This is a genomic window from Cupriavidus sp. 22TCCZM04-2, from assembly GCF_057798895.1.
This window is the reverse complement of sequence record NZ_JBYOJS010000013.1, coordinates 99284-112509: the sequence shown is the minus strand read 5'-3', so window position 1 is coordinate 112509 and position 13226 is coordinate 99284. Positions and strand designations below refer to the sequence as shown.

The window sequence follows — 13226 nt, the reverse complement described above, 5'->3', positions numbered from 1 at the left end:
AGCTTCAGTCCGAGCCGAGCTGCAACGCATTAGGCTGGCGCTTCTCGATGGCGGACTTGAGCAGCGCCGCGCAGCGGTAGATGCCGTGCGCGAACTTGCCGAACGGCAGCGTGGCGAAGAGCGCCATGACCACGCCCAGGTGCACGGCCAGCAGCATGGCCATGGCGCCGGTATCGCGGCCGGCCAGCAAGGCCAGGCCGGAAGCCGCGGTGAGCAGCAGCAGCGCGATGAAGCCGCGATCCATGGGGCGCTGGGCCGCATCCCCGCGGGCCGGGTCGCGCCGCAGGTTCAGCCACAGGAGTCCGGCCGGGCCGGCGAGCAGCCCGATGCCGCCGGCCATGCCCAGCAGCACGGGCAGGCTGCCCACCGGATAAGGCGCATGCATTCCCAGCACATAGTGGTACAGCGTGGCCACCGCGGTCGATGCAAAGCACGCCATGAAGCCGTAGAACGTCAGGTGGTGGAAGCGTCGGCGTGCCAGCGTGAAGCGGTCGTCCTCCTCGTTGCAGCCCTGGCCGTGCCCGCCGTCGAGGTACCGGAGCGTGAGCGCGTTGAGGGCGGCTTCGCCAACGGCCGGCGGGGTAGCGCGCCCCGGCGACACGTCGCGCCAGAAGGTCCGCACTCCGATGCCCAGCGACAGCACCGCAAAGCCGAAGACCGCGCCGAACATCGCGGCCATCATGTTGTGCGGGAAGATCGCGTAGAAGTTGCCGGCCAGCGGCGAGTGCCACAGCGATCCCTGCCGCGCGATGACTAGCAGCAGGAACAGCGCCAGGCCGAAGGCCAGCGCCAGCGCCACGGTCAGGCCATTGCGCCGGTACAGCGCGCCCAGCGGCGCCGGCCATGCGTACTCGGCGTAGGTCTCGCCACGGACCCGCGCCATGGCCTGCGGGACATTCACCGCGAATTCATGCGGCGGTGCGTACTGGCAGGCGTGATAGCAGGCGCCGCAGTTGTGGCACAGGTTGGCCAGGTAGTTCACGTCCGCCTTGCCGAAGGAGAGCCTTCTCGTCATGGCGGGAAACACGGCGCAAAAGCCCTCGCAGTAGCGGCAGGCATTGCAGATCTGCATTTGCCGGGCTACCTCGGCTTCGTTGCCGCTCAGGGGCAGTACGCGGATGGGGATGGTTTTCCTGTCATCGGCGCCTTGCCGGGCCATGCCGCCTGCGGCTTCTTCGCCGGCCTCGCGTACCAGCGCTTCAAGCTGCTTCACGTCGTGCTCCTTTCGATTGTGCGGCCGCCCGTGCCGCCTGCGTGCCGGCAATACGGCCGAACGCGGTGCCGATCGACATGCCGACCCCGGCCGTATAGCCCTTGCCCAGCACATTGCCGGCCATCATCTCGCCGGCCACGAACAGGTTGGCGCTGGGTTGTCCGTTGAAATGCACCGCGGCGTGCTCGTCGACCTTCAGGCCAAGGTAGGTAAAGGTGATGCCCGGGCGCAGCGCGTAGCCGTAGAACGGCGCGGTGTCGATGGGGCGTGCCCAGTGCGTCTTCGGCGGCAGCAGGCCTTCCGTGCGGCAGTCATCCAGCGTCGTGTGGTCGAAGGTGCCGCTGCGGCAGGCGGCGTTGTAGGCCGCCACGCTGTCCACGAAGTCCTGCTCGGGCAGACCGAGCTTGCGGGCCAGTTCGGGCAGGTTGTCAGCCACCGTGCCGGGAAACACCGGCGGCATGAAGCGGCCGACGGCCTTGGCATCGATGATCGAGTAGGCGATCTGGCCGGGCTGCTGGGCCACCAGGCGGCCCCAGATGGCGTAGCGCTTGGGCCAGAAGTCCTCGCCCTCGTCGTAGAAGCGCTCGGCATCGCGATTGACCACCACGCCCAGCGATACGCAGTCGATGCGCGTGCAGATGCCGCCGTCATACAGCGGCGCGCGCGCGTCGATGGCCACGCAGTGCGACTGCGACGGATCGCCGATCGCGTCCGCGCCGGACTCGATCATGTGTTTGAGCAGCACGCCCATGTTGAAGCGCGTGCCGCGGATCAGGAAATTGTCGGCCGGCCATTCGCCGCGCTCGTTCTGGCCCCACGCTTCGCGCAGCCAGGCTCGATTCGATTCGAAGCCGCCCGCCGCCAGCACGCATGCGCGCGCCGCGAAACGCTGGTCGCCGCTGCGCGCGGCCACGAAGCGGCCGCCGTCGAGTTCGATGGCATCGACCGGTGTCTCGTATCGGACCTGGACGCCCATGGCCTCGGCACTGCGGTAGTAGGCATTGACCAGCGCCTTGCCGCCGCCCATGAAGAAGGCATTGGTACGGGCCACGTGCAGCGCGCCCGAGAGCGGCGGCTGGAAATGCACGCCATGGCGGCGCATCCACGGGCGGCAGGTCGAAGACGCGCGGATGACCAGCCGCGCCAGTGCCTCATTGGTGAGTCCGCCGGTGACCTTGAGCAGGTCCTGCCAGTACTCCTCTTCCGGGTAGCTGTCGACCAGCACGTCCTGCGGCGCATCGTGCATGCAACGCAGGTTGCGCGTGTGCTGGGAGTTGCCGCCGCGCCAGGCCATGGGGGCGGCTTCCAGCAGCAGCACGCTGGCGCCGGCCTCGCGCGCCATGAGTGCGGCGCACAGGGCGGCGTTGCCCCCGCCGATTACGAGTACGTCCCACATCAGTACAGTCTCCGTGATTTGCGGCGACTGTACTGAGCGGCCCGATGCCCCGCCAGACGGGATCGGGCAACGGGTGTTTACGAATCGTGAAGGGTAGCGCCGGGCCAGCGGCGGGCGCGCACCAGATCGCGCGCCACGGCGGCGAGCGTGCCGCGCGCGGCCAGGCCCGCGGGAGACAACTCGTCGTCCGACAGGCTGGCCAGCAGGTTCGGGCGCCGCGCCGCGGTGTCGGCAATGGGGATCATCGCCAGGGGCTCGCCGCCCAGGCGCGCCACCGCCGCGCCGGGCTGCACCGTGGCGCCAAGTCCCGCGCGCACGGCATCCATCAGCATGGCCAGGCCATCGATTTCCGCGACCACGTTGGGCTGGTGGCGGCCCCGCGCGAAGGCGGCATCAAGCACGGAACGCAGACCGTGCGGGCTGCTTGGCAGGATCAGCGGCAGCCCGCGCAGTTGCGCAAGCCTTGCCGTCTTGCCCGTCGGCAGACCGGGCATGTCATCGCGGCTGATCAGAAACAGGCGCTCGGTAAGCAGCGGTGCCAGGCTCCAGCGATGGTGGCCCTCCGCCTGGAACAGGACGGCCAGGTCTAGCTGGCGCGTGCCGATCATCGTCGCCAGGTTGCCTGACAGGCTTTCCACGAGATGCAGGCGGATGTCGGGATAGCGCTCGCGCATGGCCTGCATGAAGGGCAGGCCCAGCACGCTGATGGTGCTCGGCGCCATGCCTACACTGACGTGGCCGGAGAGCCTGGCAAGCTGGGCGGCGCGTACTGCGTCGTCGGCATGGCGCACAGCCAGTTGCGCCTGGCGCCAGAATGCCAGTCCGGCATCGGTCGGCACGACGCCCGTCGAGGTGCGCCGCAGCAGGCGCGTGGAAAGCTCGCCCTCCAGGCGACTTATCTGCTGGCTGAGCGCCGATGTGACCACGCCCAGCTTCTGGGCGGCCTGCCCCATGCTGCCGAGTTCGACGACCTGCAGAAAGTACCGCAATTGCCTGAGCTCCATCCGGCCCTCCTCTCAACCAGTTCCCCTCCAGGCACGCGGACGATCCCTGGCAGCGGCTCGTGATCATTATCCGTGAACGGCGGGAGCGGCCATGAAAATTTCAATAGAATCCCGGTTGGTCCGCATTCGCGCAGCGCCGTGACGCTGCGCCCCTTTGGAGGAAACATGAAGGCAGTCAATATCCTGGAAACCATCGGCAATACGCCGCATATCCGCATCAACCGGCTGTTCGGCAATGGCCATGAAGTCTGGATCAAATCGGAACGGTCGAACCCGGGCGGCTCGATCAAGGACCGCATCGCGCTGTCGATGGTGGAAGATGCCGAACGCCGTGGCGTGCTTAAGCCGGGCGGCACCATTGTCGAGCCGACGTCGGGCAATACCGGCATCGGCCTGGCGATGGTGGCCGCGGTCAAGGGCTACAAGCTGATCCTGGTGATGCCCGACAGCATGTCGCTCGAACGCCGCCGCCTGATGCTCGCCTACGGCGCGACCTTTGACCTGACCCCGCGAGAGAAAGGCATGAAGGGCGCGATCGCCCGCGCCGAGGAACTGATCGCCGCCATTCCCGGCGCCTGGATGCCCCAGCAGTTCGAAAACGCGGCCAACATCGAAGTCCATGCGCGTACCACCGCCCAGGAAATCCTGGAGGATTTCCCCGAAGGGCTCGACGTACTGATCACCGGTGTCGGCACGGGCGGCCATATTTCCGGCTGCGCGCAGGTGCTCAAGCAGAAGTGGCCGCAGCTCAAGGTATTCGCCGTCGAGCCGTCGGCTTCGCCCGTGATTTCCGGCGGCGCACCGGCACCGCATCCGATCCAGGGCCTGGGCGCCGGCTTTATCCCGGCCAACCTGAAGACCGGCCTGCTCGATGGCGTGATCCAGGTGGATGCCGAACCGGCCCGCGACATGGCGCGCCGCTGCGCCAGCGAAGAAGGCATCCTGGTCGGCATTTCGTCGGGTGCCACCCTCGCCGCGATCGCCGGCAAGCTACCCGAGTTGCCGGCCGGCGCACGCGTGCTGGGCTTCAACTATGACACCGGCGAGCGCTACCTGACGGTCGAGGGCTTCCTGCCCGCCTGAGGCGGGCGTGTGTGCACCGGCGGGCAACGCCGGTGCACGGTTCGATGCGCGCCATCGGATCCCGCGGCAGCAGATCTCCGCTCGCCGCGGTGCGTTCAAGTCTTGATGCCGGTCAAGCTGCTATCGCCCGCTGCGGCTACGCTGGACCAGAAGGGCCCACTCGGTGCCTCTTACGATTTGCCGTCCCCCGATCACTCGCAACGACTCACCGGAGGTTTCCATGTATCAGCGCATCCTGCTAGCCGTAGACGGCAGCCAGTCTTCCGATCTCGCATTGAGCCAGGCCATCACCCTTGCCACGGCGACCGGTGCGGAGGTCAAGGCCCTGTTCGTGGCCGACGACAGCGACGCATTCTTCGATGTCGCCTACTTCGACGCCAGGGCCCTGATGGAAAGCATCCGTAGCTTTGGCCGCAAGGTCCTGACGGAGGCCGAGGACAAGCTGGAGGCGGCCGGCATCAGGCATACGACCCAGCTTGTCGACAAGCCGGTGGCGCCCGGCCAGATTTCCGCGACCATCGTCGCCCAGGCCGATGCCTGGAGCGCCGACCTGATCGTGCTGGGCACGCATGGCCGGCGTGGCGTGCGGCGCCTGCTGATGGGCAGCGTCTCCGAAGGCGTGGTCAGCAAGTCCAGCCGGCCGGTGCTGCTGATCCGCAGCGAAGTGGAAGGCTAGCGCACCGGGTCCGCGCGGCCCTGGCGCCGCGGGCCTATTGCGCACTTTGCTCCACTGGTCGGACAATCCGGCCATGCGGGATCTCCCCGCCTGGAGCCTTTGATGAGAATCCGCCTGGCATACGTAGCCTCGCTGGCGTGCGTCGCAGCCCTGATCCTGGGCGGCTGCTCGGCGCTGCACCCGGAACAGACCGGCCAGCGGCTGGTCGGCAGCGACCAGAGCGCCGTGCGCAGTACATTCGGCGAACCCACCGATTCCTTCCGTTTTCCGAATGGCACGTCGCGCTGGCTCTACTCCCAGCAGCCTCTCGGTCATGCGGTCTACGCGGCGGACTTTGACGCCACCGGCAAACTCGTGAGCTATCGGCAGATGTTGACGGAAGCCGAAATCTATCAGGCCAAGGTCGGTGCCTGGACCAAGCAGGATGTGCTCGAGCGCTTCGGCAAGCCGCGCGAGCCTATCCAGTATTACCCACTGATGAAGCGCGAGGCCTGGAGCTACCGGATGTTCCAGGACGGCTACCAGACCGCGCACTTCAGTTGCTACTTCGACGACAACGGCGTGCTGCAGCAGACCATGATCATTGTCGACCCGCTCGGCGGCGACCGCCGCGGGCGCTCGCGCTAGCCGTCGCGCCAGGGGAGCCAATGCTGGCGAAAGGGGCTCCCGGACTGCGGCGGCGTTTTCGCGCAGAATAGACCTTGCCGCGACGCAGCAAAGACTGCGCGCGCCTTCCCTGATCTCTTCTTGCGCGGAACCTGAACGTGACTACTGCGATCCTGCTTGAAAACATCCACCCAAGCGCCACGGCGCGCCTGGGCGAAGCCGGCCTGACGGTCGAACGCCGCAGCGGCGCGCTGGCCGGCGACGAGCTGCGCCAGGTGCTGTCCAGCCATGACCTGGTGGGCATCCGCTCCGCCACGCACCTGCGCGCGGACGACATCCGCAGCGCACCGGCGCTGCTCAGCATCGGCTGCTTCTGCATCGGCACCTCGCAGGTCGACCTGGACGCCGCGACGGCGGCGGGGATTCCGGTCTTCAACGCGCCGTTCTCCAACACGCGTTCGGTGGCCGAGCTGGTCGTGTCCGAAGCCGTGATGCTGCTGCGCAAGATACCCGAGAAAAATACGCTCGCGCATGCCGGCAAGTGGGCCAAGGGCGCCAGCGGCGCGTTCGAGGCGCGCGGCAAGACCATCGCCATCGTCGGCTACGGCAATATCGGCTCGCAGGTCGGCGTACTGGCCGAGTCGATGGGCATGCGAGTGGTGTACTACGACGTGCTGGCCAGGCTGTCGCTCGGCTCGGCGCGCGCGGCCGGCACACTGGAAGAGGCTGTGTCGCAGGCGGACGTAGTCACGCTGCACGTTCCCGCCACGGCACGCACGCGCAACCTGATCGACGCTGACGTGCTCGCGCGCTTCAAGCCTGGCGCGATCCTGATCAATGCCTCGCGCGGGACTGTGGTCGACATCGATGCCCTGGCGGCAGCGCTGCGCGCCAGGCACCTCGGCGGTGCCGCGATCGACGTCTTCCCCGAAGAGCCGAAGACCAACAACGATCCGTTCACCAGCCCGCTGCAGCAACTGCCCAACGTCCTGCTGACGCCGCATATCGGCGGCAGCACCGAGGAAGCGCAGGAGAACATCGGCACCGAGGTAGCCGCCAAGCTGCTGCACTACCTGACCACCGGCGGCACCATCGGCGCGGTGAATTTCCCGGAGGTGGATCCCGGTCCGCTGCACGCGCCGGCACGGCTGCTCAATATCCACAGCAACGCACCCGGTGCGCTGGCCGCCCTCAACACGCTGCTGGCACAGGACGGCGTCAACATCAACGGCCAGCACCTGCAGACGCGCGGCCATACCGGCTACGTCGTCACGGACCTCGACCGGGTGCCCTCCGACGCGCTGATGGGGGCCTTGCGCACCCACGCCGGCTTCGTGCGTTCGCGCCTGCTGGTCCGGTAAGTCCCGCCGCCTCACCCGACCGTCCACATCCCACCTCATCCGCTATCCGGCCTCAGGCAACGCCTGTGCCTCGATAGCGGATAGCGACTTGGTCCACGCATGCCCGCCTCGCACCATTCGAAGTGACAAATTTGTAATATTTTTGAGGGAATTGCTCAAGCCACGCCCTATCAAACCGCTATCCGGGACAGGAGCGACTGAGACGCAGTTGCGCTTCGTGCCACACGGCAGTGGCCGGGTGGCATCCACATGAGGGAGTTCGATATGGACGGAAGAGAAAGGCACGTGCCGGCATGGGCACGCCGGCTCGGACTATCGTTGTGGCTCGCCGCCGGCATCGCCGGCACCGCGGCCGCGCAATCCGGCACCATCACTTTCCGGGGAGCCATTACGGAACCCTCTTGCGGATTCGAGACCGGGGCTCAGGTGGTGCACGCCACCTGCATGTCCCCCGGTAGCCGGCCTGTCAGCACGGATCTCAACGCGGCGACTGCCGGCAAGCAGGCCAGCACCCGGGTCGGCGCCGCCCGGCTGAAACTTGAGCGGCTTGCCGGCAGCCGGGGCAACGCCTACATCGTCGTGGCCACCTACCTGTAAAGCCGCCGTCGGGGTCGCGCATGGCGCTCCCCGACTTGGCCGAACCACGTTAGCGGCCCGCCCGGATAAGCTCGGCCGCCTTCTCGGCGATCATGATCGCCGGTGCGTTGGTGTTGCCCGCGACCAGCGTGGGCATGATGGAAGCGTCGACCACGCGAAGGCCCTGCACGCCGCGCACGCGCAACGCCGGATCGACCACGGCCATCTCGTCCACACCCATCTTGCAGGTGCCGACCGGATGGTAGACGCTGTCGGCACGTTCGCGCACAAAGGCCTCGATCGCCTGCTGGCTGCCCTCGCCCGGACCGAAGTCGTCGGTAAACAACTCGCGGCCGCCGGCACTGGCCAGCGCCTGCTGGGCAAAGATCCGGCGGATGGCGCGCACGCCCGCCACCATGCCGGCCATGTCCTCTTCATCGCTCAGGAAGCGCGGATCGATCACTGGCGCCTCGCGCATGTCGCGCGAGCGCAGGCGCACCTCCCCGCGGCTCTTCGGCCGCAGCACGCAGGCGTGGCAGGAATAGCCGTGCCCCAGCTTCTTCCTGTCGCCGCCATGGTTGAGCAGCGCCGGAACGAAATGCAACTGGATATCCGGTACGGCCAGGCCCTGCCGGCTCCGGATAAATGCACCCGCTTCCGCGAAGTTGCTGCTCGGCATGCCGGTACGCTTGCGCCGATAGCGCAGCAGTTCCAGGGACAGCCGGGCAAAGCCGGGCAGCGAATGTCCGAACAGGTCCAGCGAGCGCACCTGCTTGTTGAGGATGACGTCGGGATGGTCCTGCAGGTTCTTGCCAACGCCCGGCAGGTCGGCCACGACACCGATACCCAGCTCGCGCAGTTCCTGCGCCGGCCCCACGCCCGAAGCCAGCAGCAGCTGCGGCGAATTGAAGGCGCCGGCACTGACGACGACCTCCTGCCGCGCCACCAGCTGCTGCTCGACGCCGCCCCGCACCACGGTAAGGCCGGTGGCACGCGTGCCATCGAAGTCGATGCGCAGCACCTGTGTATCCACCAGCACCGTCAGGTTGCGCCGGCCACCGCTCAGGGTTGTGTCGGCGGCGTTGCCCTGGTGCAGGTAGGCACGCGCCGTGTTCCAGCGCTCGCCACGGCGTTGCGTGACGTGGTACAGGCCCGCGCCCTCCTGCTCCGCGCCATTGAAGTCGCCGTTCGCCGGATAGCCTGCCTGGATCGCCGCCTGGACAAAGCGGTTCGAGAACGGATTGGGCGAGCGCAGGTTGCTGACCCAAAGCGGACCCGTGCCTCCGTGCCAGCGGTTGTCGTCACGGCCCTGGTAGTCCTCATGGCTTTCGCTGCGCCGGAAGTAAGGCAACACGTCTTCATAGCCCCAGCCGGTGCAGCCCAGGCTGGCCCAGTCGTCATAATCGTTGCGGTGGCCCCGGATATAGACCATGCCGTTGATCGACGAGCTGCCGCCCAGGCCCTTGCCGCGCGGCTGGTAGCCCTGCCGGCCATTGAGGCCGGCCTGCGGCGCGGTGTGGTAGCCGTAGTTGCGCACGCCGGCCTTGGGCACCGTCGACGCCATGCCGATCGGCATCCACACGCTGACGTGGTGATCGCTGGGCCCCGCCTCGACCAGCGCTACCGTTACCGCGGGATCTTCTGCCAGCCGTGCCGCAATGGCGCAGCCCGCCGAGCCCGCGCCCACCACCAGATAGTCAAACGTTTCCATGTAAGCAGTCACTCTCCTATGCGTCCGCGGCACAGCCGGCGACCGACTTGTACTCCAGGAACTCCGCCAGGCCATAGGCGCCGAACTCGCGGCCGTTGCCCGATGCCTTGTAGCCGCCGAACGGCGCACTGAAGTCCATCCGGGCGCCGTTGATCTGCACGGAGCCGGCACGCAGTTCGCCCGCTACACGACGCGCGCGCGCCGGGTCACCGGACCAGACGTAGGCGGCCAGTCCGTACGGCGTGTCGTTGGCGATGCGGATCGCCTCGGCCTCGTCGTCGTAGGGAATCATCACCAGCACCGGCCCGAAGATCTCTTCGCGGGCGATGGTCATGTCGTTGTTGACATCGGCGAAGACGGTCGGGCGGCTGTAGAAGCCCAGCGCAAGCCCGTCAGGCCGGCCGGGACCACCCGCGATAACGCGCGCGCCCTCGCCTATGCCCGCCTCGATCATGCGCTGCACGCGCTCGTACTGGGCCCGGTTGGAACTGGGGCCCAGCTTGCTGTCCGGCGCAGCGGGGTCGCCCACCGTCAACGCCTGCGCGGTCGCCTGCGCAATGGCGATGGCGGTCTGGTACTGCGCGCGCGGCACCAGCATGCGCGTGGGCGCCGTGCAGGTCTGGCCCGAATTCAGCATGCAACTGACCACGCCGCCCGAGACCGCGGCCTTGAGGTCGGCGTCGTCCAGGATCAGGTTGGGCGACTTGCCGCCCAACTCCTGCGCCACGCGCTTGACCGTCGGCGCGGCCTGCACGGCCACGTCGACGCCGGCACGCGTCGACCCCGTGATCGAGACCATCTCCACGCCGGGATGGCGCGACAGCGCCGCGCCCACCGTCGGACCCGTGCCGAACAGCATGTTGAACACGCCCGCCGGCGCGCCGGCTTCATGCACGATCTCGGCAAAGATGCGCGCATCGAGCGGTGCGATCTCCGACGGCTTGAGCACCACCGTGCAGCCCGCCGCCAGCGCCGGGGCGACCTTGGCGGCGATCTGGTTGACCGGCCAGTTCCACGGTGTGATCAGCGCCGTCACCCCGACCGGCTCGCGCACTACCTGCGTGGTGCCGCTGACGGTGACGAAATCAAAAGCTTCCAGCGCGGCAATGGCCGACTGGATCTGTACCAGCCCCATCGGCGCCTGGTACTCGCGGCACAGCCACAGGGGCGCGCCGATCTCCGTGCCGATGGCCTCGGCGATCTCGCCGAGGCGCGCCTTGTAGCCATCGGCAATGCGGCGCAGCAGCGCCAGCCGTTCCTCGCGGCTGGACCTGGACCACGACACGAACGCGTCGCTTGCCGCGGCCACGGCCCGATCGACATCGGCCACGCCGCCCATGGCAACCGTGCCGATCACCGCTTCCGTCGCCGGGTTGACGATATCCGCCAGCGAGAAGCCGTCAGCGGGTGTCACCCACTTGCCCCCGATATAGAACGTATTGAGATTGTGCATCGATCGTAGCTCCTGAAAGTGGGGGCGCTTCAGAAAGGTTTGTCGCCGATGATGGTTGCGCGCATCATGCGGCGCACCGCCGGGAAATAGTCCTGCACGGCGTAATGCTGCGTCGAGCGGTTGTCCCACAACGCGATGGTGTTGGGCTGCCACTTCAGGCGCACCTGGTACTCGGGGACCGCGGCCTGGCGGAACAGGTATTGCAGCAGGTCCAGCTCGCCATAGCGGAAATCGAAGCCCACGCGGAACTGGGCCTTCTCGCCGAAGTTGGCGAGGTGCGTGACGAAGCCTTCATTGACATAGAGGATCTTTTCACCGCTCTCCGGGTGCGTGCGCACGACCGGGTGGGTGACGGCCGGGAATTTCTTGCGGTTGATCTCGCGCTCCTCGGGCGTCATGCGCGCGCCGAAGCCGGGCATGATGTCGTGCACTGCGTAGAGACCTTCGATCCGTTCCTTGACCGCGTCGGGCAGCGCCGCATAGGCGCGTGCCATGTCGACCCAGATGGTGTCGCCACCGGACTCCGGGCATTCCACGCAGCGCAGCATCGATGCCATCGACGGCACCTCGCGCCACGATACGTCGGAGTGGTAGATGTTCTCGCGCCCGCGCATGTCCTTGGTGCCGCCCAGCAGCACCAGTTCCGGATGGTCCGCGTGATGCGGGAACACGGGATGCACCTCGAGTTCGCCAAAGCGGCGCGCAAGCGCCACGTGCTGTGCCGGCGTGATGTCCTGGTCGCGGAAAAACAGCACCTTGTGGCGCACCAGCGCCTGGCGCAGCGACGTCAGGGTTGCGTCGTCCAGCCGCTCGCGCAGGTCGATGTCGCCAACCTCGACGCCGATCGTGGGCGTCATCCGGGTCACGGTGAAGCCGTGGTAGCCCACGGACGTGGCCTCTGCCGATACGTCCTTCAATTGGACCGCTGCGTTGCTGTTGCTCATGTTGTCTCCTCGATAAGATAGCGAGGGCCACGGTGCGAGCGCGCCGCGCCGTGGCCGGTTCTGTGGCGTGCCGGCGCGTATCAGTCCAGGCGGATGTCCGAAGCGCGGATGGCTTCCGCCCAGTAGATCTGCTCGGCCTTGACGACGTCGGCAAAGGCTGCGGGCGTGCTGCCCTTGAGTACGATGCCCAGATCCACCATGCGCGCCCGGAAATCCGGGTTGGCCAGCGTTCGGTTGACGTCCGCCGAGACCTTCTCCACGATAGCGCGCGGCGTCGCCGCAGGGGCGAACATGCCGACCCATCCCTGACGCTCAAGGCCACGCACGCCGGCTTCGGCGAACGTCGGCGCATCGGGCAGCAGCGGCGAGCGCGCCGCGCCGGCCACGGCCAGTACGCGCAGCTTGCCGGCGGCGGCATGCTGGCGCGCGCTCACCGCCGCGATCATGCCGGCGGGAAGCTGTCCGCCGAGCAGGTCGTTGATCAATGGCGCCTCGCCCTTGTAGGGCACGTGCGTGAGCTCGACCTTGGTGTTGCGCGCGAAGATCTCCATGTACAGATGGCCGCTTGAACCCAGTCCATACGAACCATACGCAAGCGGCTTGCCCTGCTTGCCTATGTAGTCGATGAGCTGCTTGACGCTGCTCACGCCCAGCGACGGCTGCACCACCAGCGCGAGGTTCGACGTGCCCAGTTCCGAAATGGGCGCGAAATCACGCACCGGGTTGTACGTTGCCTTGCTGTACAGGCTGGGCGCCTGCACCATGCCGGTCAGCGTCAGCAGCAGCGTGTGGCCATCGGGCTCGGCCTTGGCCACCATGTCCGCGCCGATCATGCCGCCGGCGCCGGGCCGGTTATCGACGATGACCGGCTTGCCCCAGGCCTTGGCGAGGCCTTCGGCAATCTGCCGCGCGACCACGTCGCCGGTGCCGCCGGCCTGGTAGGGATACACCACGCGCACCGCGCGCGACGGATAGGCCGCCCCATTCGCCTGTGCGCGCGCACTCAGGCCGAATCCTCCGAGCGTTGCGCCCGCCAGCCCGAGTCCCAACTGCTGCAAAACCTTGCGCCTTTGCTGCTGCATCTTGCTGTCTCCACATTGTCTTTGTGCTTCCGCGTGCCGGACGGCACGGGTTCGACTGACTGCGCTGCGGCGGCAGCCGGCCTCTGTCGGACCTGGTCATGCAGCCGCGGTCCTGCATACC

Annotated in this window: 12 protein-coding genes; 5 read left to right on the top strand and 7 right to left on the bottom strand. The window is 67.6% G+C overall.

Annotated features, from left to right (window positions below):
* Positions 1–4 precede the first annotated feature (4 nt).
* From tcuB to AC3FKG_RS19420, 3 genes are all read right to left on the bottom strand, one after another.
* Positions 5–1213: a tricarballylate utilization 4Fe-4S protein TcuB gene (gene tcuB / locus AC3FKG_RS19430; protein WP_488743915.1), complete on the bottom strand. Its 1209-nt coding sequence runs from the start codon at positions 1211–1213 to the stop codon at positions 5–7.
* Positions 1200–2609 carry an FAD-dependent tricarballylate dehydrogenase TcuA gene (gene tcuA / locus AC3FKG_RS19425; protein WP_488743914.1) on the bottom strand — a complete coding sequence of 470 codons (1410 nt, stop codon included), beginning with the start codon at positions 2607–2609 and terminating at the stop codon, positions 1200–1202. Before tcuA ends, tcuB begins: the two co-directional genes overlap by 14 nt.
* Before the next feature lie 77 nt (positions 2610–2686).
* Positions 2687–3613, bottom strand: coding sequence for a LysR family transcriptional regulator (locus tag AC3FKG_RS19420; RefSeq protein WP_483713455.1), 927 nt, complete (start codon positions 3611–3613; stop codon positions 2687–2689).
* Between the two features lie 165 nt (positions 3614–3778).
* Between AC3FKG_RS19420 and cysK the strand changes: the two genes are divergently transcribed.
* The 5 genes from cysK (at position 3779) to AC3FKG_RS19395 (ending at position 7936) form a co-directional block, all read left to right on the top strand.
* Positions 3779–4696, top strand: a complete 918-nt coding sequence (gene cysK, locus AC3FKG_RS19415) for a cysteine synthase A (protein WP_488743913.1) — start codon at positions 3779–3781, stop codon at positions 4694–4696.
* A gap of 220 nt (positions 4697–4916) precedes the next feature.
* Positions 4917–5372: a universal stress protein gene (locus tag AC3FKG_RS19410; RefSeq protein WP_483713452.1), complete on the top strand. Its 456-nt coding sequence runs from the start codon at positions 4917–4919 to the stop codon at positions 5370–5372.
* A gap of 102 nt (positions 5373–5474) precedes the next feature.
* Positions 5475–5999: a hypothetical protein gene (locus AC3FKG_RS19405; RefSeq protein WP_483713450.1), complete on the top strand. Its 525-nt coding sequence runs from the start codon at positions 5475–5477 to the stop codon at positions 5997–5999.
* Between the two features lie 137 nt (positions 6000–6136).
* The gene (serA, locus tag AC3FKG_RS19400) at positions 6137–7339 is read left to right on the top strand and encodes a phosphoglycerate dehydrogenase (protein WP_488743912.1); all 1203 of its coding nucleotides are present in this window, start codon (positions 6137–6139) and stop codon (positions 7337–7339) included.
* 264 nt (positions 7340–7603) lie between these two features.
* Complete coding sequence (locus AC3FKG_RS19395; RefSeq protein WP_483713446.1) at positions 7604–7936, top strand: hypothetical protein; 333 nt, start codon at positions 7604–7606, stop codon at positions 7934–7936.
* 49 nt (positions 7937–7985) lie between these two features.
* Here the strand turns inward: AC3FKG_RS19395 and AC3FKG_RS19390 are convergent, their stop codons facing one another.
* The 4 genes from AC3FKG_RS19390 to AC3FKG_RS19375 form a co-directional block, all read right to left on the bottom strand.
* Positions 7986–9626 (bottom strand): GMC family oxidoreductase, encoded by a 1641-nt coding sequence (locus tag AC3FKG_RS19390; protein WP_488743911.1) that lies wholly within the window; start codon positions 9624–9626, stop codon positions 7986–7988.
* A gap of 16 nt (positions 9627–9642) precedes the next feature.
* Complete coding sequence (locus AC3FKG_RS19385) at positions 9643–11079, bottom strand: aldehyde dehydrogenase family protein (RefSeq protein ID WP_488743910.1); 1437 nt, start codon at positions 11077–11079, stop codon at positions 9643–9645.
* A 29-nt stretch (positions 11080–11108) separates the two neighbouring features.
* Positions 11109–12023, bottom strand: a complete 915-nt coding sequence (locus tag AC3FKG_RS19380) for a TauD/TfdA dioxygenase family protein (protein WP_488743909.1) — start codon at positions 12021–12023, stop codon at positions 11109–11111.
* A gap of 80 nt (positions 12024–12103) precedes the next feature.
* Positions 12104–13105, bottom strand: coding sequence for a Bug family tripartite tricarboxylate transporter substrate binding protein (locus tag AC3FKG_RS19375; protein WP_488743908.1), 1002 nt, complete (start codon positions 13103–13105; stop codon positions 12104–12106).
* Positions 13106–13226: the final 121 nt, after the last annotated feature.

Excerpts from the sequence above, each read along its gene's own strand:
- AC3FKG_RS19380 (WP_488743909.1), bottom strand. The coding sequence starts at position 12,023 with ATGAGCAACAGCAACGCAGCGGTCCAATTGAAGGACGTATCGGCAGAG.
- AC3FKG_RS19420 (WP_483713455.1), bottom strand. The coding sequence starts at position 3,613 with ATGGAGCTCAGGCAATTGCGGTACTTTCTGCAGGTCGTCGAACTCGGC.
- AC3FKG_RS19405 (WP_483713450.1), top strand. The coding sequence starts at position 5,475 with ATGAGAATCCGCCTGGCATACGTAGCCTCGCTGGCGTGCGTCGCAGCC.
- AC3FKG_RS19395 (WP_483713446.1), top strand. The coding sequence starts at position 7,604 with ATGGACGGAAGAGAAAGGCACGTGCCGGCATGGGCACGCCGGCTCGGA.
- tcuA (WP_488743914.1), bottom strand. The coding sequence starts at position 2,609 with ATGTGGGACGTACTCGTAATCGGCGGGGGCAACGCCGCCCTGTGCGCC.
- AC3FKG_RS19390 (WP_488743911.1), bottom strand. The coding sequence starts at position 9,626 with ATGGAAACGTTTGACTATCTGGTGGTGGGCGCGGGCTCGGCGGGCTGC.
- cysK (WP_488743913.1), top strand. The coding sequence starts at position 3,779 with ATGAAGGCAGTCAATATCCTGGAAACCATCGGCAATACGCCGCATATC.
- AC3FKG_RS19385 (WP_488743910.1), bottom strand. The coding sequence starts at position 11,079 with ATGCACAATCTCAATACGTTCTATATCGGGGGCAAGTGGGTGACACCC.
- AC3FKG_RS19375 (WP_488743908.1), bottom strand. The coding sequence starts at position 13,105 with ATGCAGCAGCAAAGGCGCAAGGTTTTGCAGCAGTTGGGACTCGGGCTG.
- AC3FKG_RS19410 (WP_483713452.1), top strand. The coding sequence starts at position 4,917 with ATGTATCAGCGCATCCTGCTAGCCGTAGACGGCAGCCAGTCTTCCGAT.